The organism is Streptomyces sp. ISL-12 (genome assembly GCF_018614415.1).
GTDB lineage: Bacteria > Actinomycetota > Actinomycetes > Streptomycetales > Streptomycetaceae > Streptomyces.
This window is the reverse complement of sequence record NZ_JAGGOO010000059.1, coordinates 74,516-97,862: the sequence shown is the minus strand read 5'-3', so window position 1 is coordinate 97,862 and position 23,347 is coordinate 74,516. Positions and strand designations below refer to the sequence as shown.

General features: G+C 73.5%; 28 protein-coding genes. 7 read left to right on the top strand and 21 right to left on the bottom strand.

Annotation, left to right across the window (positions count from 1 at the left end):
- Positions 1–52: 52 nt before the first annotated feature.
- The 10 genes from J7I94_RS16785 to hisI form a co-directional block, all read right to left on the bottom strand.
- Positions 53–829, bottom strand: coding sequence for a thioredoxin domain-containing protein (locus tag J7I94_RS16785; protein ID WP_215167916.1), 777 nt, complete (start codon positions 827–829; stop codon positions 53–55).
- A 63-nt stretch (positions 830–892) separates the two neighbouring features.
- The gene (gene trpA / locus J7I94_RS16780) at positions 893–1,708 is read right to left on the bottom strand and encodes a tryptophan synthase subunit alpha (RefSeq protein ID WP_215167915.1); all 816 of its coding nucleotides are present in this window, start codon (positions 1,706–1,708) and stop codon (positions 893–895) included.
- Positions 1,705–2,988 carry a tryptophan synthase subunit beta gene (gene trpB / locus J7I94_RS16775; RefSeq protein WP_215167914.1) on the bottom strand — a complete coding sequence of 428 codons (1,284 nt, stop codon included), beginning with the start codon at positions 2,986–2,988 and terminating at the stop codon, positions 1,705–1,707. Before trpB ends, trpA begins: the two co-directional genes overlap by 4 nt.
- A 66-nt stretch (positions 2,989–3,054) precedes the next feature.
- Positions 3,055–3,294 (bottom strand): tryptophan biosynthesis modulator TrpM, encoded by a 240-nt coding sequence (gene trpM / locus J7I94_RS39535; RefSeq protein ID WP_374198396.1) that lies wholly within the window; start codon positions 3,292–3,294, stop codon positions 3,055–3,057.
- Positions 3,295–3,315: 21 nt separating this feature from the next.
- Positions 3,316–4,125: an indole-3-glycerol phosphate synthase TrpC gene (gene trpC, locus J7I94_RS16770; protein ID WP_215167913.1), complete on the bottom strand. Its 810-nt coding sequence runs from the start codon at positions 4,123–4,125 to the stop codon at positions 3,316–3,318.
- Positions 4,126–4,251: 126 nt separating this feature from the next.
- Positions 4,252–4,725 (bottom strand): DUF2752 domain-containing protein, encoded by a 474-nt coding sequence (locus J7I94_RS16765; protein WP_215167912.1) that lies wholly within the window; start codon positions 4,723–4,725, stop codon positions 4,252–4,254.
- A gap of 86 nt (positions 4,726–4,811) precedes the next feature.
- Positions 4,812–5,069 carry an HGxxPAAW family protein gene (locus tag J7I94_RS16760; RefSeq protein WP_215167911.1) on the bottom strand — a complete coding sequence of 86 codons (258 nt, stop codon included), beginning with the start codon at positions 5,067–5,069 and terminating at the stop codon, positions 4,812–4,814.
- 176 nt (positions 5,070–5,245) lie between these two features.
- Entirely contained in the window at positions 5,246–5,887 is a 642-nt protein-coding gene (locus J7I94_RS16755) for a TIGR02234 family membrane protein (protein ID WP_215167910.1), read from the bottom strand.
- 25 nt (positions 5,888–5,912) lie between these two features.
- On the bottom strand, positions 5,913–7,418 hold the full coding sequence (locus J7I94_RS16750; RefSeq protein WP_215167909.1) for an anthranilate synthase component I: 1,506 nt from the start codon (positions 7,416–7,418) through the stop codon (positions 5,913–5,915).
- 11 nt (positions 7,419–7,429) lie between these two features.
- Complete coding sequence (gene hisI, locus J7I94_RS16745; protein WP_215167908.1) at positions 7,430–7,828, bottom strand: phosphoribosyl-AMP cyclohydrolase; 399 nt, start codon at positions 7,826–7,828, stop codon at positions 7,430–7,432.
- A gap of 82 nt (positions 7,829–7,910) precedes the next feature.
- Between hisI and J7I94_RS16740 the strand changes: the two genes are divergently transcribed.
- Entirely contained in the window at positions 7,911–8,546 is a 636-nt protein-coding gene (locus J7I94_RS16740) for a TIGR03085 family metal-binding protein (RefSeq protein WP_215167907.1), read from the top strand.
- Positions 8,547–8,595: 49 nt separating this feature from the next.
- Here the strand turns inward: J7I94_RS16740 and hisF are convergent, their stop codons facing one another.
- From hisF to hisD, 8 genes are read right to left on the bottom strand one after another with little or no spacing between them, the layout of a single operon-like run.
- On the bottom strand, positions 8,596–9,351 hold the full coding sequence (hisF, locus tag J7I94_RS16735) for an imidazole glycerol phosphate synthase subunit HisF (RefSeq protein ID WP_215167906.1): 756 nt from the start codon (positions 9,349–9,351) through the stop codon (positions 8,596–8,598).
- A gap of 26 nt (positions 9,352–9,377) precedes the next feature.
- Positions 9,378–9,773, bottom strand: coding sequence for a RidA family protein (locus J7I94_RS16730; protein ID WP_215167905.1), 396 nt, complete (start codon positions 9,771–9,773; stop codon positions 9,378–9,380).
- Positions 9,770–10,495, bottom strand: coding sequence for a bifunctional 1-(5-phosphoribosyl)-5-((5-phosphoribosylamino)methylideneamino)imidazole-4-carboxamide isomerase/phosphoribosylanthranilate isomerase PriA (gene priA, locus J7I94_RS16725; protein ID WP_215167904.1), 726 nt, complete (start codon positions 10,493–10,495; stop codon positions 9,770–9,772). Before priA ends, J7I94_RS16730 begins: the two co-directional genes overlap by 4 nt.
- Positions 10,496–10,499: 4 nt before the next feature.
- A complete protein-coding gene (gene hisH / locus J7I94_RS16720; protein ID WP_215167903.1) occupies positions 10,500–11,150 on the bottom strand; it encodes an imidazole glycerol phosphate synthase subunit HisH in 651 nt (216 codons plus the stop codon).
- Positions 11,141–11,305: a hypothetical protein gene (locus J7I94_RS16715; RefSeq protein ID WP_215167902.1), complete on the bottom strand. Its 165-nt coding sequence runs from the start codon at positions 11,303–11,305 to the stop codon at positions 11,141–11,143. Before J7I94_RS16715 ends, hisH begins: the two co-directional genes overlap by 10 nt.
- Positions 11,302–11,895: an imidazoleglycerol-phosphate dehydratase HisB gene (gene hisB / locus J7I94_RS16710; RefSeq protein WP_215167901.1), complete on the bottom strand. Its 594-nt coding sequence runs from the start codon at positions 11,893–11,895 to the stop codon at positions 11,302–11,304. Before hisB ends, J7I94_RS16715 begins: the two co-directional genes overlap by 4 nt.
- Positions 11,892–13,004, bottom strand: coding sequence for a histidinol-phosphate transaminase (locus tag J7I94_RS16705; protein WP_215167900.1), 1,113 nt, complete (start codon positions 13,002–13,004; stop codon positions 11,892–11,894). The genes hisB and J7I94_RS16705 overlap by 4 nt, the downstream gene beginning before the upstream one ends.
- The gene (hisD, locus tag J7I94_RS16700; RefSeq protein ID WP_215167899.1) at positions 13,001–14,326 is read right to left on the bottom strand and encodes a histidinol dehydrogenase; all 1,326 of its coding nucleotides are present in this window, start codon (positions 14,324–14,326) and stop codon (positions 13,001–13,003) included. Before hisD ends, J7I94_RS16705 begins: the two co-directional genes overlap by 4 nt.
- Before the next feature lie 179 nt (positions 14,327–14,505).
- Here hisD and J7I94_RS16695 point away from each other — a divergent pair, with 179 nt between their 5' ends.
- From J7I94_RS16695 to J7I94_RS16670, 6 genes are all read left to right on the top strand, one after another.
- Positions 14,506–16,083: an oxidoreductase gene (locus J7I94_RS16695; RefSeq protein WP_215167898.1), complete on the top strand. Its 1,578-nt coding sequence runs from the start codon at positions 14,506–14,508 to the stop codon at positions 16,081–16,083.
- A gap of 161 nt (positions 16,084–16,244) precedes the next feature.
- On the top strand, positions 16,245–17,303 hold the full coding sequence (locus J7I94_RS16690; RefSeq protein ID WP_215167897.1) for a hypothetical protein: 1,059 nt from the start codon (positions 16,245–16,247) through the stop codon (positions 17,301–17,303).
- Positions 17,304–17,314: 11 nt separating this feature from the next.
- Positions 17,315–18,055 (top strand): LON peptidase substrate-binding domain-containing protein, encoded by a 741-nt coding sequence (locus J7I94_RS16685; protein WP_215167896.1) that lies wholly within the window; start codon positions 17,315–17,317, stop codon positions 18,053–18,055.
- A gap of 22 nt (positions 18,056–18,077) precedes the next feature.
- Positions 18,078–18,578, top strand: a complete 501-nt coding sequence (gene ybaK / locus J7I94_RS16680; RefSeq protein ID WP_215167895.1) for a Cys-tRNA(Pro) deacylase — start codon at positions 18,078–18,080, stop codon at positions 18,576–18,578.
- Between the two features lie 168 nt (positions 18,579–18,746).
- Complete coding sequence (locus tag J7I94_RS16675; RefSeq protein ID WP_215167894.1) at positions 18,747–19,325, top strand: TetR/AcrR family transcriptional regulator; 579 nt, start codon at positions 18,747–18,749, stop codon at positions 19,323–19,325.
- 112 nt (positions 19,326–19,437) lie between these two features.
- Positions 19,438–20,319, top strand: a complete 882-nt coding sequence (locus J7I94_RS16670; protein WP_215167893.1) for an alpha/beta fold hydrolase — start codon at positions 19,438–19,440, stop codon at positions 20,317–20,319.
- A 328-nt stretch (positions 20,320–20,647) separates the two neighbouring features.
- On the opposite strand, the gene J7I94_RS16665 is transcribed toward J7I94_RS16670, so the two are convergent.
- The 3 genes from J7I94_RS16665 to J7I94_RS16655 all read right to left on the bottom strand — a co-directional run bounded on the left by J7I94_RS16665 (position 20,648) and on the right by J7I94_RS16655 (position 23,227).
- Positions 20,648–21,310: an AAA family ATPase gene (locus tag J7I94_RS16665; RefSeq protein WP_215167892.1), complete on the bottom strand. Its 663-nt coding sequence runs from the start codon at positions 21,308–21,310 to the stop codon at positions 20,648–20,650.
- A 34-nt stretch (positions 21,311–21,344) separates the two neighbouring features.
- Positions 21,345–22,169 carry an ABC transporter permease gene (locus J7I94_RS16660; protein ID WP_215167930.1) on the bottom strand — a complete coding sequence of 275 codons (825 nt, stop codon included), beginning with the start codon at positions 22,167–22,169 and terminating at the stop codon, positions 21,345–21,347.
- A gap of 83 nt (positions 22,170–22,252) precedes the next feature.
- The gene (locus tag J7I94_RS16655) at positions 22,253–23,227 is read right to left on the bottom strand and encodes an ABC transporter ATP-binding protein (RefSeq protein ID WP_215167929.1); all 975 of its coding nucleotides are present in this window, start codon (positions 23,225–23,227) and stop codon (positions 22,253–22,255) included.
- Between the last annotated feature and the right edge of the window lie 120 nt (positions 23,228–23,347).

The following is a 23,347-nucleotide window of genomic DNA, read 5'->3' as shown; positions in this document are numbered from 1 at the left end:
CCGCGCCGGGCGGCCCGGCTACGGGTCCATAACAGGCGCACCGGGAGAGGGCCTACGCGCCGGCGTCCTCCACCATCTTCTTCAGCTTCGCCGGGGTCATCGACTGGTCCGCGTAGATGTTCTTGTCGCCGAACAGGACGGTGGGCGTGCCGGTGAAGTCGCCGTCGAGGAAGGCGGCGGCCGACTTGTCGACCCAGCCGTTGTGCGTGCCGTTCGTGACGCACTCGCGGAAGGCGGGCGTGTCGAGGCCGTCGACCTTGCCGGCCAGCTCGATCAGCTTGTCGGTCTCGGCGTAGGCGTCGTCGCTCTCCGCGGGCTGGTTGTCGAAGAGCACGTCGTGGTAGGCCGGGAACTTCCCGGCGTCCTGGGCGCAGGCCGCGGCGTTGGCCGCGGTGCGGGAGCCGGTGCCGCCCATGTTGCCGTCGATGATGGTCGCCAGGTGGTAGTCGACCTTGAGCTTTCCGGCGGCGGTCAGCTCATGGATCACCGAACGGTAGGTCTGTTCGAAGTTCTTGCAGGCGGGGCAGCGGAAGTCCTCCCAGACGGTCAGCGTCGACCCGGCGCTCTCCTTGCCGACGGGGATCGCGAGGCCGTCCTTGCCCTGGGCGCCCGAGGGCGCCGTGACCGGCCCCGACGCCGCCTCGTCGCCGCCGTCCTTGCCGGCCTCGGCCGCCACCACGCCGATCGCCGCTGCGACGCCCAGGACACCGACGACGGTGGCGCCCACGATCAGCGCGCGGCGGCGCTTGTCGGCGCTCTTCTGCTTCTCGCGCTCGGCCGCCAGCCGCTCGCGGGCGGTCCGCTTTCCCTCACGGTTCTTCTCGCTCACACCCCGCAGAACGAACCGGGGAGGCGCACCGCGCCTCCCCGGTCACAGGTCCACCCGTACGAGTTACGCGTGACCGCGCACGCCCTGGGCGAGCTCCCCGGCGAGAGCGCGCACGCCCTCGATGCCGGCCGCGTGGCCGGGGGCGTCCAGCATCCGCTTGATGAACGCCGAGCCGACGATCACGCCGTCGGCGAAGCGGGCGACCTCGGCGGCCTGGGCGGGGGTGGAGACGCCGAGGCCGACGCAGACCGGGGTGGAGGTGGTGGCGCGGGTGCGGCGGACCAGGTCCTCGGCCTGGGAGCTGACCGACTCGCGGGTGCCGGTGACGCCCATCAGGGAGGCGGCGTAGACGAAGCCGGTGCCGACCTCGGTGATGGCGGCGAGCCGCTCGTCCTTGCTGCTGGGGGCGACCACGAAGACGGTGGCGAGGCCGTGCTTGGCGGCGTGCTCCTGCCACAGCGCCGACTCCTGCACGGGCAGGTCGGGCAGGATGCACCCGGCGCCGCCCGCCTCGGCAAGCTCGGCGGTGAACCGCTCGACGCCGTAGCGGTCGATCGGGTTCCAGTACGTCATGACGAGGATCGGCTTGCCGGTGGCCTGGTACGCCTCGCGGACCGTGCGCAGTACGTCGGCGATCTTCACGCCGCCGCGCAGGGCGATGTCGTCGGCGGTCTGGATGACCGGGCCGTCGAGCACCGGGTCGCTGTGCGGCAGGCCGACCTCGACGACGTCGGCGCCGCCGTCGATGACGGCCTTGACCGCCTCGATGCCGCCGTCCACGGTCGGGAAGCCGGCCGGCAGGTAGGCGATGAGGGCGGCGCGGCCCTCGGCCTTGGCGGCGGCGAGGGTGTCGTCCAGCAGGTGCAGGTTCCCGCTCACTTGGCGTCCCCCTCGATCTCGGCGGTGCCGGCGGCGTCGTCGGCGACCTCGGCGTCGGTGTCGTACAGCCCGAACCAGCGGGCGGCGGTGTCCATGTCCTTGTCGCCGCGGCCGGAGAGGTTGACCACGATCAGCCCGTCCGGGCCCAGCTCCTTGCCGACCTCCAGGGCACCGGCGAGGGCGTGGGCGGACTCGATGGCCGGGATGATGCCCTCGGTGCGGGACAGCAGGCGCAGGGCCTCCATCGCGGCGGCGTCGGTGACCGCCCGGTACTCGCCGCGGCCGGAGTCCTTGAGGTAGGAGTGCTCCGGGCCGATGCCGGGGTAGTCCAGGCCCGCCGAGATCGAGTACGGCTCGGTGATCTGGCCCTCCTCGTCCTGGAGGACGTAGGAGCGGGAGCCGTGCAGGATGCCGGGCTCGCCGGCGGAGAGGGTGGCCGCGTGCTCGCCGGTCTCGATGCCGTGCCCGGCGGGCTCGCAGCCGATGAGGCGGACGCCGGTGTCGGGGATGAAGGCGTGGAAGAGGCCGATGGCGTTGGAGCCGCCGCCGACGCAGGCGATCGCGGCGTCGGGCAGCCGGCCGGCCCGCTCCAGGAGCTGGCGGCGGGCCTCGACGCCGATGACGCGGTGGAAGTCGCGGACCATCGCCGGGAAGGGATGCGGCCCCGCGACCGTGCCGAAGAGGTAGTGCGTGCGGTCGACGTTGGCGACCCAGTCGCGGAACGCCTCGTTGATGGCGTCCTTCAGCGTGCGGCTGCCGGACTTCACGGCGATGACCTCGGCGCCGAGCATCCGCATCCGGGCCACGTTGAGGGCCTGGCGCTCGGTGTCGACCTCGCCCATGTAGATGGTGCAGTCGAGGCCGAAGAGGGCGCAGGCGGTGGCCGTGGCGACGCCGTGCTGGCCGGCGCCGGTCTCGGCGATGACCCGGGTCTTGCCCATGCGCTTGGTCAGCAGGGCCTGGCCGAGCACGTTGTTGATCTTGTGGGAGCCGGTGTGGTTGAGGTCCTCACGCTTGAGGAAGACGCGGGCGCCGCCGGCGTGCTCGGCGAACCGGGGGACCTCGGTGAGGGCGCTGGGGCGGCCGGTGTAGTTCACCAGCAGGTCGTCGAGTTCACGGGCGAACTCGGGGTCGTGCTTGGCCTTGTCGTACTCGACGGCGACCTCGTCCACGGCGGCGACGAGGGCCTCCGGGATGAACTTGCCGCCGTACGCCCCGAAGTAGCCTTCGGGGCTGGGGACCTGACTCTCGGGGTCGGGGATGAAGAAGGTGCTGGGCATGCGGGAACCTCACGGTGAGTGTGGGGAAGACACGGATCGCCGTGGGGGCGGGGTGGTCGACCTGCTTCAGGCCGTCTGTGGCTGGTCGCGCCCACGCGACGGCAGTCGCACATCGGATACAGCCCCGCGCCCCTGGAAGGCCCGCTGCCATCGCCGTCCGTTGACTTGCCCCGGTTCGTCACCGATGACGTAGCGAACCCTGCGGCCGTGGACGCGCCGAGCGGGCGCGCGGCAGCCCCGGGGCCGGCAGCCGCGCGCGAGGCGGGCGTACGGGTCCCGGGACACCGAGGCGAGCAGGAGAGTCATCGGGGCAAGCCTACCGGGGTGTCAGCTCCGGCCGTGGCGGAGTGCCGGGTGTTCGCCCGCCGCCACCAGGTCGGCCACCGCGGCCTTGGGGTCGCGGCCCGTGACCAGGGACTCGCCGACCAGGACGGCGTCGGCGCCCTCGTTGGCGTAGGCGATCAGGTCGTGCGGGCCGCGGACGCCGGACTCGGCGACCTTGATCAGGCCCTCGGGGATCTCCGGGGCGACCCGCTCGAACGTGCCGCGGTCGACCTTGAGCGTCTTCAGGTCGCGCGCGTTGACCCCGATGACCTTGGCGCCCGCCTCGACCGCGCGGTCCACCTCGTCCTCGTCGTGGACCTCGACCAGCGGGGTCAGGCCGATGGACTCGGCGCGCTCGATCAGCGACTCCAGGGCCGGCTGGTCCAGGGCGGCGACGATCAGCAGCGCGAGGTCGGCGCCGTAGGCCCGGGCCTCCCACAGCTGGTACGAGGTGACGATGAAGTCCTTGCGCAGGACGGGGATGTCCACGCGGGCGCGGACGGCCTCCAGGTCGGCCAGCGAGCCGCCGAAGCGGCGCTGCTCGGTGAGGACCGAGATGACGGCGGCGCCGCCCGCCTCGTAGTCCGCGGCGAGGGCGGCGGGGTCGGCGATGGCGGCCAGCGCGCCCTTGGACGGGCTGGAGCGCTTGACCTCGCAGATGACCTTGACGCCGTCGCCCTTGAGCGCGGCGGCGCCGTCCTTCGCGGCGGGGGCCTTGGCCGCGCGCTCCTTGAGCTCGTCGAGGCTGACGCGCGCCTGCCGCTCCGCCAGGTCGGCGCGGACTCCGTCGATGATCTCGTCGAGCACACTCACGCGAGCGGCCCCCCTTTCAGACGGTTCGGTTCCGGGTACGGCTTCGTTCCGATGGTATCCGCAGGAGGGCGCCGGTCTCGCATCCGGTTGACGCCCGGTCCCGCCACCTGGACGTCCGGCGTGCGGTCAAGGGTGCAGCCAGCCACCGAACGGCAGGTTCCGGACGACGGTGAAGACCAGCACGGGCACGCCCAGCGTCCACAGGTGCACGGGGCCCAGGTCGATGCGCAGCGGGCGGCCGCGCACCGCGCGCACCACCCAGACGGTCCACAGGACGGCCAGGGCCAGACAGCCGACGACGACCAGGGCGTTGGCCTGGAGCGCCGCCGCCAGGTCGCCGTGGACGAACGCGTGGGCGCTGCGCAGGCCGCCGCAGCCGGGGCAGTGGACGCCGGTGAAGCGCAGCAGCGGGCAGACGGGGTAGTGGCCGGGTTCGTTGGGGTCGACCGTGCCGACGTAGGCGAAGGCCCCGGCGACGGCGGCGAGCACGGCGGCCGGGGCGGCCAGCCGGACGGCCCGTGCGGTGGCGCGGTCGGGCGGGGCGGTGGCGCGGGCGGGCGGGTGCGGCGGGTCCCGGCGGTCGGCGTCCATGCCCCGCATTGTGCCCCCTGCGCGCGCGTGAGGGGCGGCCCCGGCACCCAGGTGCCGGCCGCCCCTCGGCCGAGTCGCGCGGGTACGGCGTCCGGTCAGGCCTTGATGCCCGCGGGCTGCCGCTGTCCCGGCTCGGTGGTCTTGTGCACCGGGTGGGTGTCCTTCGGCTGGCCCATGCCCATCATGCGCATGATGCCGCCGACGACGGCACCGAGGAGGGTGATCGCCATACCGACCCAGAAGCCCACCGGCTGGGCCATGACCATGAAGACGCCCGCGATGCAGAAACCGATGAAGGCGATGATGACACCGGTCCAGGCGGCCGGGGTGTGGCCGTGGCTGCTGTCCGACATTGCTGGCTCCTCGTTGCCGTGTACGTGTCGCTGTACGTGCTTGAGCTGGACGCTCCCGTTCATTCTCCCGCACGCGCGCGCGTGGTGTGCGGTGGGGTGCGCAACGCGCACGGCCACGGTCGCGGGTGCCCACGCGCGCGTATCCGCAATCGCGCCTCACGCGCGCGTGCCGCGCGTCAGGCCCCGGTCGGGTCCTCGCCGCGGTCGAGGGCCTTCCACAGCTCCTCGGGGCGGTCGGGGTCCGCGGCCTTGGCGGCGCGGCGGGGACGGGGGGCGCCGGAGCGCTCGTAGCGGCCGGACATCGCGGGCCACTGCCGGCCGTAGCGCAGGGCGAGCAGCCCGGCCAGCAGGAGCAGCACGCCGCCCGCCGCCGCGACGTAGGGCCAGGCGGTGTGGCCGAGGGCGTGGACGGTGGCCGAGGTGGCGCCCGCGGCCTGCGCGGCCTGGTCGTCCAGGGCGGCGCTGTCGGAGGCGCCGGTCACGGCGGCGGCCACGGTGCCCGCGCCGCACAGCGCGAGCAGGACGGCGACGACGTACCGCCCGGTGCGGCGGACGGCGAACACGGCGACGAGCGCGGCGAGCCCCACTATGGCGAGCGCCGCGGGAACGCCCGTGACGTCGCTGCCCTGGGCGGTCAGGGGGAAGTCGCCGCCGGCCACCGTCGCGGTGCCGTGGGACCACTCCTGGCGGGTGGCCAGCAGGGCGACGGCCGCGCCCAGGGCACCGCTGAGCAGCGCGAGGGCGAGGCTACGGCGGCCGGACCGGGCGGGTCCCGCGGCTTGGGTACGGGGGTGAGGAACAGCAGTCACGTACTCCACTATCGCCTGAACCCCGGTGAAACGGTCACGCGGGGTTCACGTGAGCCTCGTCCCTTCCGCCGAGCCGGTTCGCGGTGTGCACCGCCCGCAGGACCGCCGCCGCCTTGTTGCGGCACTCGGTGTCCTCGGCGACCGGGTCGGAGTCGGCGACGACGCCGGCGCCCGCCTGGACGTAGGCGGTGCCGTCGCGCAGCAGGGCGGTGCGGATGGCGATGGCGGTGTCGGAGTCGCCGGCGAAGTCGAGGTAGCCGACGCAGCCGCCGTACAGGCCGCGCCGGGAGGGTTCGAGTTCGTCGATGATCTGCAGGGCGCGCGGCTTGGGGGCGCCGGAGAGGGTGCCGGCGGGGAAGCAGGCGGTGAGGACGTCGAAGGCGGTGCGGCCGGGGGCGACGCGGCCGGTCACCGTCGACACGATGTGCATGACGTGCGAGTACCGCTCGACGGACATGAAGTCGACGACCTCGACGGAGCCCGGTTCGCAGACCCGCCCGAGGTCGTTGCGGCCGAGGTCGACGAGCATGAGGTGCTCGGCGCGCTCCTTGGGGTCGGCGAGGAGCTCGTCGGCGAGGGCCTGGTCCTCCTGCGGGGTGGCGCCCCGGTGCCGGGTGCCGGCGATGGGGTGCAGCAGGGCCCGGCCGTCCTCGACCTTGACCAGGGCCTCGGGGGACGAGCCGACGACGTCGAAGCCGTCGAAGCGGAACAGGTACATGTACGGCGAGGGGTTGGTGGCCCGCAGGACCCGGTAGACGTCCAGGGCGCTCGCGGCGCACGGCGTCTCGAAGCGCTGCGAGGGGACGACCTGGAAGGCCTCGCCCGCGCGGATGCGCTCCTTGATGTCCTCGACGGCCTCCTGGAAGTCGGGGCCGCCCCAGCGCGCGGTGTACTCGGGCAGTTCGGAGGGCGGCAGCACGGCGGGCGGCTGGGCCACCGGGCGCGACAGGTCGGCCTCCATGGCGTCCAGACGGGCGACGGCGTCGGCGTACGCCTCGTCGACGCCGGTGTCCCGGTCGTTGTGGTTGATCGCGTTGGCGATCAGCACGACCGTGCCCTCCCAGTGGTCCATCACGGCGAGGTCGCTGGTGAGCAGCATGGTCAGCTCGGGGAGCTTCAGGTCGTCGCGCTCCCCGGGGCCGACCTTCTCCAGGCGGCGGACGATGTCGTAGCCGAGGTAGCCGACCATGCCGCCGGTGAAGGGGGGCAGGCCGTCCTGACGGGGGGTGTGCAGGGTCTCGACGGTGGCGCGGAGCGCGGCGAGCGGGTCGCCGTCGACGGGGACGCCGACGGGCGGGGTGCCGAGCCAGTGGGTGCGGCCGTCCCGTTCGGTGAGGGTGGCGGCGCTGCGGACGCCCACGAAGGAGTACCGGGACCAGGAACGCCCGTTCTCGGCGGACTCCAGCAGGAAGGTGCCGGGACGCTCGGCGGCGAGCTTGCGGTACAGCGCGACCGGGGTGTCGCCGTCGGCGAGGAGCTTGCGGGTGACCGGGACGACCCGTCGGTCGGCGGCCAGCTTGCGGAAGGTGTCGAGGTCCATGGCGGCAGACCTTACTGATCGCCGGCGGCCGCGGCGGTGTCGCCGTCCTTGAGCAGCACGTCCTCGTCGAAGCAGGTGCGGGCGCCGGTGTGACAGGCGGCGCCGACCTGGTCGACCTTGACCAGCACGGTGTCGGCGTCGCAGTCCAGGGCGACGGACTTCACCCACTGGACGTGGCCGGAGGTGTCGCCCTTGACCCAGTACTCCCGGCGGCTGCGCGACCAGTAGGTGCAGCGGCCGGTGGTCAGCGTGCGGTGCAGTGCCTCGTCGTCCATCCAGCCGAGCATCAGCACCTCACCGGTGTCGTACTGCTGGGCGATGGCGGGCAGGAGGCCGTCGGGGCTGCGCTTGAGGCGGGCGGCGAGATCCGGGTCGAGTGCGCCGGTCCTGCCGGGGGGCGTGCTGGTCATGCCGTCCATTGTGCCGGGTGGGCGGCGGGCGGCCCGGCGCCGTCCACTGTGCGGACCCGGTGCGCGGCCGTAGGCTGGCCCCATGTCGACTTTCGCCAAGCGTGAACGCCTTCTGCTCGCCGAGCTGTTGGAGACCGCGGGCCCGGACGCCCCCACCCTGTGCGAGGGCTGGCGCACCCGTGATCTCGCCGCGCACCTGGTGGTGCGCGAGCGGCGGCCGGACGCGGTGGGCGGCGCCGTGATCAAGCCGCTGGCGTCCCGGCTGGAACGGGTGATGGAGGAGTACGCCGCGAAGCCCTACGAGGAGCTGCTCCAGCTCCTGCGCAGCGGCCCGCCGCGCTTCTCCCCGTTCGCCGTCAAGCAGGTCGACGAGGCGGCCAACACGGTGGAGTTCTACGTCCACGCCGAGGACGTCCGCCGTGCCCAGCCGGACTGGACGCCGCGGGAGCTGGACCCGGTCTTCCAGGACGCCCTGTGGTCCCGTCTGGAGCGCACGGCCCGGCTGCTGGGCCGCGGTGTGCCGACGGGTCTGGTGCTGCGCCGCCCGGACGGGCAGACGGCGGTCGCCCACCGCGGCGCGCCGGTGGTGACGGTGACCGGCGAGCCGTCCGAGCTGCTGCTGTTCGCCTTCGGGCGGCAGAGCGCGGCGGCGGTGGAGCTGGACGGGGACAAGGAGGCGATCGCCCGGGTGCACGAGACGAAACAGCTCGGTCTGTGACCTGACCGTGCGCGGTTCCCCGCGCCCACCAGGGGCGCGGGGCGCGGCGTCACCGCACCGCGTGCCCCGCCCCCCGCAGCGTCTCCTTCACCTCGCCGATCCGCAGGTCGCCGAAGTGGAACACGGACGCGGCCAGCACCGCGTCGGCGCCCGCGGCGACGGCCGGCGGGAAGTCGGTGAGCTTGCCGGCGCCGCCGGAGGCGATGACCGGGACGGTGACGTGCTTGCGCACGGCCGTGATCATCTCCAGGTCGTAGCCGTCCTTGGTGCCGTCCGCGTCCATGCTGTTCAGCAGGATCTCGCCGGCGCCCAGTTCGGCGGCGCGGTGCGCCCACTCGACGGCGTCGATGCCGGTGCCCTTGCGGCCGCCGTGGGTGGTGACCTCGAAGGTGCCGGCCGCGGTGCGGCGGGCGTCCACGGAGAGCACCAGCACCTGCCGGCCGAACCGCTCGGCGATCTCGCGGATCAGGTCCGGGCGGGCGATCGCCGCGGTGTTGACGCCGACCTTGTCGGCGCCCGCCCGCAGCAGCTTGTCGACGTCCTCGGCGGTGCGCACGCCGCCGCCGACGGTGAGCGGGATGAAGACCTGCTCGGCGGTGCGGCGCACCACGTCGTAGGTGGTCTCCCGGTTGCCCGAGGAGGCGGTGATGTCCAGGAACGTCAGCTCGTCGGCGCCCTCGGCGTCGTACACCTTGGCCATCTCGACGGGGTCGCCCGCGTCGCGCAGGTTCTCGAAGTTGACGCCCTTGACGACCCGGCCGCCGTCCACGTCCAGGCAGGGGATGACTCGGACCGCCAGGGTCATGAATCCACGGCTCCTCTTAGCAGTGCTTACTGTCCTCTAAAAGCTTCTATTTCCACCGACACCAGGACCCGGGAGTCGATGAAGCCCTGCACGACCAGCAGGGTCGTGACCGGGCGTACGGCGTCGAACAGTTCCTTGTGGGCCCGCCCCACCGCGTCGACGTCCCGGGAATGCGCCAGGTACACACGGGTGCGGATCACGGACTCGACGCCGAGCCCGAACTCGCCGACCGCGTCCAGCGCGGTGGCGAAGGCGACCTTGGCCTGCTCGTACGGGTCGCCCTCGCCGTACAGCACATCGCCCTTGAAGGCCGTCGTGCCCGCCACGACGACCCGGTCGCCCGCCGCGACGGCGCGTGCGAAACCGAAGGACTCTTCCCAGGGACTTCCGCTCTGCACACGCCGCACGGCTTCGGATGTCATCGCGACACAGCCTCCAAGGCTTCTTCCAGGGTGAACGCCTTCGCGTACAGGGCCTTCCCGACGATGGCGCCTTCGACACCGAGCGGGACCAGTCCGGCGAGCGCCCGCAGGTCGTCCAGGGACGACACGCCGCCGGAGGCTACGACCGGGCGGTCGGTGGCCGCACAGACGTTCTTCAGCAGCTCCAGGTTGGGGCCCTGGAGGGTGCCGTCCTTGGCGATGTCCGTGACGACGTACCGGGCGCAGCCCTCCTTGTCGAGGCGGGCCAGCGTCTCGTAGAGGTCGCCGCCGTCGCGGGTCCAGCCCCGGCCGCGCAGCGTGGTGCCGCGTACGTCGAGGCCGACGGCGATCTTGTCGCCGTGCTCGGCGATGATCTTGGCGACCCACTCGGGGGTCTCCAGGGCGGCCGTGCCCAGGTTGACGCGGGTGCAGCCGGTGGCGAGAGCGGCGGCGAGGGTGCCGTCGTCGCGGATGCCGCCGGACAGCTCCACCTTGATGTCCATGGCCCCGGCGACCTCGGCGATCAGCGCGCGGTTGTCGCCGGTGCCGAAGGCGGCGTCCAGGTCGACCAGGTGCAGCCACTCGGCGCCGGAGTTCTGCCAGGCGAGGGCGGCCTCCAGGGGAGAGCCGTAGGACGTCTCGGTGCCGGACTCGCCGTGCACGAGGCGGACGGCCTGGCCGTCGCGGACGTCGACGGCGGGGAGGAGTTCGAGCTTGGCCATGTCGCTACAGGGTTCCGATCCAGTTGGTGAGGAGCTGGGCACCGGCGTCGCCGGACTTCTCGGGGTGGAACTGGGTGGCCCACAGGGCGCCGTTCTCCACGGCGGCCACGAAGGGCTTGCCGTGGGTGGACCAGGTGACCCTGGGGGCGGTCATCGCGGGGTTGTGCGTCTCCAGCGACCAGTCGTGGACGGCGTAGGAGTGCACGAAGTAGAAGCGGGCGTCCGCGTCCAGGCCGGCGAAGAGCTGGGAGTCCTCGGGGGGCTCGACGGTGTTCCAGCCCATGTGGGGGACGACGTCGGCCTGGAGCGGTCCGACCGTGCCGGGCCACTCGTCCAGGCCCTCGGCCTCGACGCCGTGCTCGATGCCGCGGGCGAAGAGGATCTGCATGCCCACGCAGATGCCCATCACCGGGCGTCCGCCGGCCAGGCGCCGGTCGACGATCCAGTCGCCGCGCGCCTCCTTGAGCCCCTTCATGCAGGCGGCGAAGGCGCCGACGCCGGGGACCAGCAGGCCGTCGGCGTTCATCGCCGTGTCGAAGTCACGGGTGATCTCGACGTCGGCGCCCGCGCGGGCGAGGGCGCGCTCGGCGGAGCGCACGTTGCCGAAGCCGTAGTCGAAGACCACGACCTTCTTCGTGGACGTGCTCAATTCCACACCTCCAGCCTCAGGATGCCCGCCAGCAGGCACATCGCGGCGCCGAGGGAGAGCAGCACGATCAGGCCCTTGGGCATCTCCTGCTTGGCGAACGAGATGATCCCGCCGACCAGGAAGAGGCCGACGACGATCAGTACGGTCGAGGTGCCGTTCACAGCGCGCCCTTCGTGGAGGGCAGGATGCCGGCGGCGCGCGGGTCGCGCTCGGAGGCGTACCTGAGCGCCCGGGCCAGCGCCTTGAACTGGCACTCCACGATGTGGTGGGCGTTGCGCCCGTAGGGCACGTGGACGTGCAGGGCGACCTGGGCCTGGGCGACGAAGGACTCCAGGATGTGCCGGGTCATGGTGACGTCGTACTCGCCGATCATCGGCGCCATGGTCTCGGGCTCGGTGTGCACGAGGTAGGGGCGGCCGGACAGGTCGACGGTGACCTGGGCGAGGGACTCGTCCAGCGGGACCGTGCAGTTGCCGAAGCGGTAGATGCCCACCTTGTCGCCGAGGGCCTGCTTGAAGGCGGCGCCCAGCGCGAGGGCGGTGTCCTCGATGGTGTGGTGGGAGTCGATGTGCAGGTCGCCCTCGGTCTTCACGGTGAGGTCGAACAGACCGTGCCGGCCGAGCTGGTCGAGCATGTGGTCGTAGAAGCCGACGCCGGTGGCGATGTCGGTCTTGCCGGTGCCGTCGAGGTCGATCTCGACGAGGACCGAGGTCTCCTTGGTCACGCGCTCCACGCGTCCTACGCGGCTCATGCCGTCTGCTCCTTCTTGAGTTCACGTACCGCGTCGAGGAACGCGTCGTTCTCGGCCGGGGTGCCGGCGGTGACCCGCAGCCATCCCGGTACGCCGTTGTCCCGGACCAGGACGCCCCGGTCGAGGATCTGCTGCCAGACCACGTGGGCGTCGTCGAACCGCCCGAACTGGACGAAGTTCGCGTCCGACTCGGTCACTTCGTAGCCGAGGGCGAGCAGCTCGGAAACCAGCCGGTCCCGTTCGGTCTTGAGCTGCTCGACGTACTTCAGCAGGGTGCCGGTGTGCTCCAAGGCGGCCAGCGCGGTCGCCTGGGTGACGGCGGAGAGGTGGTACGGCAGCCGGACGAGCTGGACGGCGTCGACCACGGCCGGGTCGGCGGCGAGGTAGCCCAGGCGCAGTCCGGCGGCGCCGAACGCCTTGGACATGGTGCGGGAGACCACGAGGTGCGGGCGGCCGTCGAGCAGCTCCAGCAGCGAGTCGCCGTGGCTGAACTCGATGTACGCCTCGTCCAGGACGACCATGGAGGGCTTCGCCGTCTGCGCGGCGTCGTACAGCGCGCGGACCGTCTCCGGGGGGACGGCGGTGCCGGTGGGGTTGTTGGGGGTGGTGATGAAGACGACGTCGGGACGGTGCTCGGCGATGGCCTTCTCCGCCGCCGCGAGGTCGATGGTGAAGTCGTCGTTGCGGGGACCGGAGATCCAGCCCGTCCCCGTACCCCGGGCGATGAGCCCGTGCATCGAGTACGACGGCTCGAAGCCGATGGCGGTGCGGCCGGGGCCGCCGAAGGTCTGCAGCAGCTGCTGGATGACCTCGTTGGAGCCGTTGGCCGCCCACACGTTCTCGACGCCGACGCGGTGCCCGGAGGTCGTCGTCAGGTACTCGGCGAGCCTGGTGCGCAGCTCGACCGCGTCCCGGTCGGGGTAGCGGTTGAGGTCGCGGGCGGCCTCGCGGACCCGCTCGGTGATGCGGTCGGCCAGCTCTTCGGGGAGCGGGTACGGGTTCTCGTTGGTGTTCAGCCGTACGGGGACGTCCAGCTGGGGCGCGCCGTAGGGGGACTTGCCGCGCAGCTCGTCCCGTACGGGGAGATCGTCGATGCGGGTGGTGCTCACTTGCCCTCGGGAACCTTCCAGTCGAACCTCGCTTTGACCGCCGCGCCGTGCGCGGGCAGGTCCTCCGCCTCGGCCAGCGTCACCACGTGGTGGGCGACCTCGGCCAGCGCGTCGCGCGTGTAGTCGACGATGTGGATGCCGCGCAGGAAGGACTGCACGGACAGGCCGGAGGAGTGGCAGGCGCAGCCGCCGGTGGGCAGGACGTGGTTGGACCCGGCGGCGTAGTCGCCGAGCGAGACGGGCGCCCAGGGGCCGATGAAGACCGCGCCCGCGTTGCGTACCCGGCCGGCCACCTCGGCGGCGTCGGCGGTCTGGATCTCCAGGTGCTCGGCGCCGTACGCGTCGACGACCTTCAGGCCCGCGTCGATGGTGTCGACCAGGACGATGGCGGACTGCTCGCCCTTGAGCGCGGGGACGATCCGGTCCTCGACGTGCTTGGTCGCGGCGACCTGCGGCTCCAGCTCCCGCTCCACCGCGTCGGCCAGTTCGGCGGAGTCGGTGACCAGGACGGCCGCGGCCAGCGGGTCGTGCTCGGCCTGGCTGATCAGGTCGGCGGCGACGTGCGCCGGGTCGGCGGTGGCGTCGGCGAGGACGGCGATCTCGGTGGGGCCGGCCTCGGCGTCGATGCCGATCTTGCCGGTGAAGTAGCGCTTGGCGGCGGCGACCCAGATGTTGCCGGGGCCGGTGACCATGTTCGCCGGCGGGCAGGACTCGGTGCCGTACGCGAACATCGCGACGGCGGTGGCGCCGCCGGCCGCGTAGACCTCGTCGACGCCGAGCAGGGCGCAGGCGGCGAGGATCGTCGGGTGGGGCAGGCCGCCGAACTCCGCCTGGGCGGGGGAGGCGAGCGCGATCGAGGGGACGCCGGCCTCCTGCGCGGGCACCACGTTCATGATCACGGAGGACGGGTAGACCGAGCGTCCGCCGGGCGCGTACAGGCCCACGCGGTCCACCGGCACCCACTTCTCGGTGACCGTGCCGCCGGGCACGACCTGGGTGGTGTGCGTGGTCCGGCGCTGGGCGCGGTGGACCAGACGGGCGCGGCGGACGGACTCCTCCAGGGCCGCGCGCACGGCCGGGTCCAGCTCGTCGAGGGCCTTCTCCAGGGCCTCGGCGGGCACCCGCACCCGGTCCAGCTCGACGCCGTCGAACCGCCGGGCGAAGTCGATCATCGCCGCGTCGCCCCGATGATGCACGTCCTCGCAGATCGGACGCACCTTCTCCAGGGCGGCCGAGACGTCGAAGTCGGCTCGGGGCAGCAGGACGCGCAGGGCGGGGCCCTCGGGGAGGGCGTCGCCGCGCAGATCGATTCGGGAGATCACGCGACCAATTCTCTCAGACCCGCGTCGGAGCCCGGTCGCGCGTTCCACTCACTGATACACCGCGGCCCCGGATTCCTCCAGATAATCATCACCAAGAGTATTCACGACCTCACTCTGCGGGCATGAACGGTTGTACGAGGGTGATGACCCGTAAGCAGCAGGGGAGGAAGTGAAACACCGTGACCGAGGTGGCAGAACTCCGCGCCGCGGAGCTGCCCGACGACCTGACGGCGGCCGAGGCGGGGATGTGGCAGGCGTTCCGCAACGGCTCCGTGTACGACCTGAGCAGCGGTGACGCCGCCACCGACGATCCGCACGGCGAGCTGCCCTGGGGGCCGGAGCGGACCGTGCGGGCCCGCGTCGTGTGCTGGCTGCTGCTGGACGGGCCGCCCGCGCTGGCCGGCCGGGTGTCCTCGCTGAAGCTGGTCGGCGTGCTGATCAGCGGCACGATGGACCTGGCGGGCGGCACCGTGGCGCCCTACGTGGAGCTGCGCCGCTGCCGGTTCGAGCGGGAGGTGCTGCTGCCGGAGGCGCGTTTCACCACGCTCCGGCTGGTGGACTGTCTCGTGCCCCGGCTGGAGGCGGCCCGGCTGCAGACCGAGGGCGACCTGCATCTGCCGCGCTGCCGGTTTCCGGGCGGGGTGCGGCTGACCGACGCCCAGATAGGCACCGACCTGCTGCTCAACCAGGCGGTGGTGCACCACGACCGCAGCGGCCGGTCGATCGCCGGGGACGGTCTGTCCATCGGGCAGGACCTCCAGGCGGACATGCTGGAGTCGCACGGCGAGCTGCGGCTGCGCAGCGCCCAGATCGGTGTCTCGCTGAGCCTGCGCGGCGCCCGGCTGCGCAACCCCCGGGCCCGGTTCGCGCTGAACGCCCCGCAGTTGACGGTGGAACGCTCGCTGTACCTGTCCCCGGGGAGCCTGGGCAACCCGCTCTTCATGGGCACGACGCCGGCGGAGGGGACGCGGATCCAGCGGTTCGAGTGCCAGGGCGGGATACGGCTGGACGACGGGCGGTTCGGCGACGCGGTCGACTGCGAGGAGGCCCGCTTCGTCCTGACCGAGGTGCAGGAGCTGTCGCTGCGCCGGGTGCAGGCGTCCGAGCTGCGTTTCCTCGGGGAGCGGCCGGCGCTGGGCCGGGTGGTGCTGTCGGGGGCGCGGGTCGTCAACCTGATCGACCGGGCGGACAGCTGGCCGGGCCCGGGCCGGCTGCACATGGGCGGCTTCAGCTACGAGAACCTGGTGCCGCGGGGCCCGTTCCCGCTGGCCGAGCGGCTGGAGTGGGTGGTCGCCGCGACCGCCGAGTACAACCCGGAGCCGTACGAGCTGCTCGCGGCCGTGCTCAAGGCGGGCAGTGAGGAGGAGGACGCCCGCGAGGTGCTGCTCGCCAAGCAGCGCCGGCGCCGCGAGGGCCTGCCGCTCGGCACCAAGCTGTGGGGGTACCTCCAGGACTGGACCGTCGGCTACGGCTACCGCCCGGGGCGGGCGGCGGCGTGGCTGGCGGTGCTGTGGGCGGCCGGCTCGATGGCGTTCTCGTACGCCGATCTGGCGCCGCTCACGGGCGGCGAGCACCCGGCGTGGAACCCGGCGCTCTTCTCGCTGGACCTGCTGGTGCCCGTGATCGACCTGGGCCAGGTGAGCTACTGGCGGCTGGCCGGCGGCTGGCAGTGGCTGGCGGCGGCGCTGATCCTGCTGGGCTGGGTACTGGCCACGACGGTCGCGGCGGGGGCGACGCGGACCCTGCGGCGGAACTGAGCCCTCCCCGCGAGGACGCCGCGAAGGTGCCGCGAGGACGCCGCGGGAACTCCGCGAGAACGCGAAGAACCTTCACCTTTTACCCGCTCTTTACCACCGTCCATACAACTTTCCACAGGTTCGGTGAACCCTCTGGCGCCGTCCCGAACCGCGGACTTTCAATGGTCGACACCATGGCCCGTCTACGCGCGTTCCTCCGCCGCACGACTCGGCTGCGAGGCACCTCTCCCCGCCCGGCGGCCGGCCCCTCGGCCGGTCCTGCGGCCGGTGTCCCGGCCGGGGACGAGGTGCTCCTCGACGTGCCCGACGACCGGCTGGCGCCCGCGCTGGTCGCCGCGGCGCACGGCGCGCACGGACCCGCCTCCGCGCTGCTGGCCGGCACCCGTGCGCAGGAGCGGTGGGAGCACCGCGACCGGTACGCGGCCCGGCTGGCGGCCTTCGCGCGTTCCCGCCCCGAGTGGCTGCGGGCCTGGCACGCCGCCGCCCCCGAGGACCCGGACGGCCGGCTGGTCACCGTACGGCTGGCGGTGGACCGGTGCTGGGAGTCGCCGGACCGCGTGGAACTGCTGCGGCAGATCGCCCCGATGGTCACGGAGGCCGCCGAGAACAGCGGCCGGGACCCGGTGCCCTGGCGGGTCGCGCTGGACTCGGCGCGGGGACGGCACGCCGGGCACGCCGAGTTCGAGCGGCTGTGGGCCGAGGCGGTGCGCCGCTGCCCGCACCACTACGGCTGCCATGTCGCGGCCCTGGAGTACCTGGCCGCCGCCTCGCCGGGCGCCCACCGCGAGTGCCTGGACTTCGCCGAGACGGCAGCCCGGGACGCCCCCGAGGGCTCGGCGCTGCGGGCGCTGCCGCTGCGGGCGGCCTTCCGGTGTCTCACCGAGGGCGGCGCGGGCGCGGTGGCGCGGGCCCGGCTGGACACGGCGGCCGATCTCGCCCTCGCGCTGTCGGCGGCCCAGCCGGCGGCCGACCCGTGGCCGGCGGAGCTGCGCAATCTGCTCGTCTACGTCCTGGTCCGGCTGGAGCGCTGGCCGGACGCCCTGGAGCAGCTTCGGCTGGCCGGCCCGTACGCCACCTCCTTCCCCTGGGACCGGGAGGCGGACGACCCGCTCGGCCGGTTCCTCCAGGTGCGCGACGGCGTCCACGCGGCGGTGGCCGGAAAGGTCCCGGCGGGGGTCTGCGCAGGGCGCGGTTCTCACGCCGGTCCCGGCGCGCATTAGGCTTCTGGACCGTGACCACCGTCCGGCTTCCGCTCTTCCCCCTGAACTCGGTGCTGTTCCCGGGGCTGGTGCTTCCGCTCAACGTCTTCGAGGAGCGCTATCGCGCCATGATGCGCGAGCTGCTGAAGACCCCCGAGGAGGAACCGCGCCGGTTCGCCGTCGTGGCGATCCGCGACGGCCACGAGGTGGCGCCGAGCCTGCCGGGCCTGCCCGATCCGACGGCGGTGCCCGAGCGCGGGGCCGCCGCGGGGTTCGGCCCCGACCCGGCCAAGGCGCTGCACAAGGTCGGCTGCGTGGCCGACGCCGCGACGATCCGGGAGCGGCCCGACGGCACCTTCGAGGTGCTGGCGACCGGCACGACCCGGGTGCGGCTGCTGTCCGTGGACGCCTCCGGCCCGTTCCTGACGGCCGAGGTGGAGCACCTCGACGAGGAGCCCGGTGACGAGGCGGGCGCGCTGGCGGAGGGCGTGCTGCGGGCGTTCCGCCAGTACCAGAAGCGGCTGGCGGGGGCGCGGGAGCGGTCGCTGACCACGGGCGCCGACCTGCCGGACGAGCCGGGCGTGGTGTCGTACCTGGTGGCCGCCGCGATGATGCTGGACACGCCGACCAAGCAGCGGCTGCTCCAGGCCCCGGACACCGCGTCCCGCCTGCGGGACGAGCTGAAACTCCTGCGCACCGAGACGGCCGTCATCCGTACGCTGCCGTCGCTGCCCGCGTCGGAGCTGACGCGCGGCCCGACGAGTCTCAACTGACGGATCCGAGGAACTGCCGAGCATGGCGAAGAAGGCGAAGAAGCAGCAGCCGGGGGGCACGCCGGCGACGGTGGCCCTGACGGCGGCCGGGGTGACGTACACGGTCCACTCCTACGACCACGACCCCGCCCATCCGTCCTACGGCGAGGAAGCGGCTGAGGCGATGGGCGTCTCGCCGGAGCGGGTCTTCAAGACGCTGGTGGCGGACGTCGACGGACAGCTGACGGTCGCGGTGGTCCCGGTCGCGGGCAAGCTGGACCTGAAGGCGCTGGCCGCGGCGGTGGGCGGCAAGCGGGCGGCGATGGCCGACCCGGCCCTCGCGGAGCGCACCACGGGCTACGTCCGGGGCGGCATCTCCCCCCTCGGCCAGCGCAAGCGGCTGCCCACGGTCCTGGACGACTCGGCGCCGGCCCACCCCACCATCTGCGTCTCGGCGGGCCGCCGGGGCCTGGAGATCGAGCTGTCCCCCGGAGACCTGGCCGAGCTGACCGGCGCGGTCCTCGCACCGGTGGGCCGCGCCTGACCCCTCGGCGGACGCGCCCCCGGAAAGGCCGCGCGCACCAGGACCGCCGGCCGGTCCGGATGACCGGCCCCGGCGGTGAGCAGCCGTGAGGCCGCCCCGCGGGTGGGCGAACGGTCAGACCGCACCCGCTTTCTTGAGCGAGCGATCCAGATCGTTTACGGTGGAGCCATGCCAAGGACCCGGGAGTTCGACACGGAGGCGGCGGTGAGCCGCGCCATGGAGCTGTTCTGGACGCGCGGCTACGAGGCGACCTCGGTGCGCGATCTGACCCAGCACCTGGGGATCGGACAGGGGTCCCTGTACGCCGCGTTCGGCGACAAGGACGGCCTGTACCGGGCCGCGCTGGAGCACTACCGCGCCACCCTCGCGGCGGACGCCCTGCGCAGCCTGGAAGAGGAGGCGGACGCCCGTACGGCGATCCGCGCGCTGCTGACGGAGCGGATCCGCGTCGCCGTCAGGAGCGACGGCCGGGGCTGCCTGGCCGTCAACGCCGTCTGCGAGCGGCTGCCCCGGGACGCGGCGACCCGGCGCACCGTGCGCGACATGCAGGACGCGAGCCGCGAGGCGCTGGCCGAGGTGCTGCGGGCGGCGATGGAGCGGGGCGAGATCGCGGCGCGGCACGATCCGCACACGGCCGCCGCGTTCCTGGTCACCTTCCTCAACGGACTGCTCGTCTCCTCGAAGATCACACCGGACGCGCGCGCCCTCGATCCCCTCGTGGACGTCGCGCTGACCGCTCTCGACTGAGGGACACCGGCCTCGGCCGGGGGCTCCCCCTGCCCCGAATCTGTAACGGTCGATAAAGAAAACGAAGACCCGTCCGCCGTCGCCCGCCCAGGACAGGAAGGAAGCCCCCGTCATGATGTACGACCACACCGCAACGCCCCTGCTCACCGGCCGTGCCGCCGTCAACGGCACGAGCCTGCACTACCGGACCGCCGGGTCCGGCCCGGCCGTGGTGCTGCTGCACGGCGTGCCCAAGACCGGCTACCACTGGCGCCACCTCGTCCCGAAGCTGACGCCCCACCGCACCGTCGTCGTGCCCGACCTGCGCGGTCTCGGCGACTCCGCCCGCCCCGCGGACGGCTACGACTGCGCGACGATGAGCGACGACATCGCCGAGCTGATGGCCCGCCTCGGACACGAGACCTACGCCGTGCTCGGCGAGGACTGGGGCGCGGTGATCGGCTACCAGCTCGCCGCCCGCCACCGCGACCGGGTCGGCTCCCTCGTGTTCGCCGAGGCGCTGTTCCCCGGCTTCGGCTTCGAGGACCACACCGCGCTCACCCCCGAGAACGTCTCCGGCGGTATGCATCTGTGGCATCTGGGCTTCTACTTCCAGCCGGACGTGCCCGAGATGCTGATCGCCGGACACGAACGCGAACTGATCACCTACATGATCAAGTCCGAGCGCTCCCGCCCCGACAGTGCCACTCCCGACGCGATCGAGGAGTACGTGCGCTGCTACTCCATGCCCGGTGGCATCCGCGCGATGCTCGCCGTCTACCGGGCGATGCTCGTCGACGCGGAACAGAACCGGCAGGCCGCGAAGAAGAAGCTCGACATCCCGGTCCTGGCGCTCGGCGGCTCCGCGTTCATCGGCGACCGCAACGAGTCCCAGATGCGGCTCATGGCCCACCACGTCACCGGCCACGTCTTCGACGCCGGGCACGACCTCGCGGAGGAAGTACCCGACGAGATGGCCGACGTCGTCCTGCCGTTCCTGGCGGCGCACCGGTAGCCGGCCTCCGTCCGCCGGGGCCGCAGGGCCCCGGCTCCCCCGCGCCCCGCACGGCCGGGATCGCCGTGCGCGTCCGACCGGTGACCGGGTACGCCCGGTACCGGCCGCGGGCGGGAACCGGCGCGCCGACCGGCGCGGTGGCGGACGCCGGACGCCGGAGGATCGTCACGCACGACTCCCCACAGGGGCGCTCCGCCCCGCTCGACCGCTACGGCCGCGGCCCTCGGGACCCCACCTGACCTCACTCCATGGCCGCCGAGTTCCGCGAGCGCGGCCCCGGGCGTCTCCCCGGGCCCGGGTCCGCGCGGCGGGGCGGTCGGACCCCGCCTCAGCCGCTCGCGCCGTCGTACGGCTCCGGATCCCGCGGCGCGAACAGCGCCGTCAGCCCCAGGTGCACCAGCAGCCCCGCCAGCGGCCACGCCAGCAGCGCCCCCTTGGCGCCGAGCTTCAGCGGCGCCGAGAACGTCTCTCCCTTGCCCGCCTCGCGCGCGTGCGCGATCACGTCCTGCGTCGGTCCGAGCCACACCCCGAGCCGCCAGGCCAGTACCGCGCCCAGCAGGCCGCCGACGCCGAGCGCCACGACCAGCGGCACGCCGCCGCGCCGCCGCACCAGGAAGACGACCAGCGCGCTGAGCGCCCCGAAGGCCAGCGCGAGCAGCGTGAACGTGCCGTCGACGCCGACCGCCTGCTCGCCCTCGGAGTCCTTGAGGTAGACCACCCAGCTCTTGTCCACCACGTCACCGACGAGCGGCACGCTCGGCGCCAGCCGCCACCACAGCACGCCGAGCAGCGCCCCGGACACCGCCACCGACACCGCGGCCACGGCGGCCTGCCACAGTTCGGTCCTCAGTCCCGGACCGTCCTGCTCGCCGGGCCGGCCGTACGCGCCGTCGGCCGCGTACGCCCCGGCGGGCGGCGGCACCGGCTGTCCCTGGTGGGACGCGGACGAGTGTTCGTGGGGTGGCGGAGGAGGAGTCAGCGGTGCGGTCACCCTGCCATCGTGCCAGGCCCGTCTGTGCGGCGCGTCACCGGACGGCCGCCCGGCGGTACGCCCAAGTGGCGACGGCGAGCGACACCACGCCGACCGCCCCGCACACCGCGAGGTCGGCGAGGACGAGGGCCCAGTCGACCCGCTCCCCGAACGTCCGCGCGAACGCCTCCACGCCGTACGTCGACGGCAGCAGATCCCGGGCGAACCGCACCGCCTCCGGCATCCGGTCGGCGGGCAGCACCCCGAGCAGCAGCGCCGCCGACATGCCCAGCTGGCCCAGCAGCGTGGCCAGCTCGGGCCGGGGCGCGAGCAGGCCCAGCGCCGCGCCCAGCCCGGCCAGCGCGGCGCCGGCCAGCGGGATCACGGCGATCAGCACCCACAGATGGGTGAGCGGCAGCCCGAACAGCACACAGCCGAACACCGCCGTGACCACGGTCCCCGGCACGGTGAAGGAGGCGTACGCCCCGGCCGCGCCCAGCACCACCGCGGCCGGCGGCACCGGCAGGGTGGCGTAGTGGTCGAGGCCGCCGCTGCCGCGGAGCTGGCCGAAGTACTGGGCGAGCAGGTTCAGCGCGACGAACGCCACGACCAGGACCGCCGAACCGGCGACCACGGCCTGTGCCTCCTCGCCGCCGTCCACCACCCCGCGCATCAGGATCATGATGCCGACGGACTGGAAGGTGGCCACGAACAGCAGCGGGATCCGCGCGACCCGGGCCCGCGACAGCTGCGCCCGGTAGACGGCCGCCAGGGAGGGCCACAGCCGCGCCCTCGGCCCCAGCTCGGCCGCGGCGGGCGCGGCCTGCTCCTCGGCGGCCAGGACACCGCCCGGCAGGGCATCGGCGGGTACGACACTCACGTCGCGCTGCTCCTCTTCGCTCCGGCGGGCGTCCTGTTCGGTACGTACGGATTCGGCGGCCGGCATGCTCAGTCCCTGGGCGTTCACGCCCTCACCAGTCCCTGCCGGGCCGCGCCGCCCAGCGCCAGGTAGACGTCCTCCAGGCTGGGAGTGGCCAGCGTGAAGTCGTCCAGGGCGGCGAAGGCGGAGCCTCCGGTGACCGTGGCGACGACCGCGCGGGCCTCCTCGGGTGCCAGCCGCAGCGTCCAGCGGCGGCCCGATTCGGTGACGCGGTCGCGCAGCGCGGCCACCTCGGGGACGTGCAGCGGCGCGGTGTCGCGCCACACCAGGTCGACCCGGACCTCACCGGCCACCTTCTCCTTCAGGCCGGCCGGCGAGTCGCAGGCGATCACCCGGCCCCGGTCCAGGACCGCGACCCGGTCCAGGACCGTCTCCGCCTCGATGACGTTGTGGGTGACCAGCAGCACCGTCGTGCCGTGCTCGGCGCGGCGCCGGTCGACGGCCGCCCAGACGGCCCGGCGGGCCACCGGGTCCATGCCGGTGGTCGGCTCGTCCAGGACGAGCAGCGGCCGCTCCCCCACCAGCGCGGTGGCGAAGCAGGCCAGCCGCCGCTGGCCGCCGGAGAGCTTCTTGAGGGCGCGGGAGGCGATCGGGGTGAGGCCGAGTTCGTCGAGGACGGCGCCGGTCTCCGCGCGCGCCAGCCGGGCGTCGAGGCCGCGCAGCCGTCCGGTGGTCTCGGCGGCGAGCCAGACCGTCAGCTCGTCCAGGGCGGTGGACTCCTGCCCGAGGTAGGCGAGGATGCGCGCGGCCCGCTCGGGGTGGCGGACGATGTCGTGGCCGTAGAGGCGCACGCTCCCGGAGTCCGGCCGCATCAGCCCGGTCAACTGCCGCACCAGGGTGGACTTGCCGGCCCCGTTCGGCCCGAGCAGTCCGAAGATCTCGCCGCGCGCGATGTCCAGCGCCACGTCGTCGGTGGCCCTGACCTCGGGGGCGGCCGGAGCGCCGCGCCGGCCGCGTACCGCCGGATAGGTCTTGGTCAGCCCCCGCACCACGCACACGGCATCGCCACCGGGTCGAAGTGCCTGTGCCGCGCGCGTACTCACAAGGGACGAGACTACGGGGTGCGCGCGCCCGGGCCGCGCCCGGGTCGGCCCACGGGGGCGGGTCCGGCGGGGCTC

Bases quoted from the DNA above. Each gene is read 5' to 3' on its own strand.
- trpB (WP_215167914.1), bottom strand. From the start codon at position 2,988: ATGCCCAGCACCTTCTTCATCCCCGACCCCGAGAGTCAGGTCCCCAGC.
- trpM (WP_374198396.1), bottom strand. From the start codon at position 3,294: ATGACTCTCCTGCTCGCCTCGGTGTCCCGGGACCCGTACGCCCGCCTC.
- J7I94_RS16765 (WP_215167912.1), bottom strand. From the start codon at position 4,725: ATGCGGGGCATGGACGCCGACCGCCGGGACCCGCCGCACCCGCCCGCC.
- J7I94_RS16760 (WP_215167911.1), bottom strand. From the start codon at position 5,069: ATGTCGGACAGCAGCCACGGCCACACCCCGGCCGCCTGGACCGGTGTC.
- J7I94_RS16750 (WP_215167909.1), bottom strand. From the start codon at position 7,418: ATGGACCTCGACACCTTCCGCAAGCTGGCCGCCGACCGACGGGTCGTC.
- hisI (WP_215167908.1), bottom strand. From the start codon at position 7,828: ATGACCAGCACGCCCCCCGGCAGGACCGGCGCACTCGACCCGGATCTC.
- J7I94_RS16740 (WP_215167907.1), top strand. From the start codon at position 7,911: ATGTCGACTTTCGCCAAGCGTGAACGCCTTCTGCTCGCCGAGCTGTTG.
- hisF (WP_215167906.1), bottom strand. From the start codon at position 9,351: ATGACCCTGGCGGTCCGAGTCATCCCCTGCCTGGACGTGGACGGCGGC.
- J7I94_RS16730 (WP_215167905.1), bottom strand. From the start codon at position 9,773: ATGACATCCGAAGCCGTGCGGCGTGTGCAGAGCGGAAGTCCCTGGGAA.
- priA (WP_215167904.1), bottom strand. From the start codon at position 10,495: ATGGCCAAGCTCGAACTCCTCCCCGCCGTCGACGTCCGCGACGGCCAG.
- hisB (WP_215167901.1), bottom strand. From the start codon at position 11,895: ATGAGCCGCGTAGGACGCGTGGAGCGCGTGACCAAGGAGACCTCGGTC.
- J7I94_RS16690 (WP_215167897.1), top strand. From the start codon at position 16,245: ATGGTCGACACCATGGCCCGTCTACGCGCGTTCCTCCGCCGCACGACT.
- ybaK (WP_215167895.1), top strand. From the start codon at position 18,078: ATGGCGAAGAAGGCGAAGAAGCAGCAGCCGGGGGGCACGCCGGCGACG.
- J7I94_RS16675 (WP_215167894.1), top strand. From the start codon at position 18,747: ATGCCAAGGACCCGGGAGTTCGACACGGAGGCGGCGGTGAGCCGCGCC.
- J7I94_RS16670 (WP_215167893.1), top strand. From the start codon at position 19,438: ATGATGTACGACCACACCGCAACGCCCCTGCTCACCGGCCGTGCCGCC.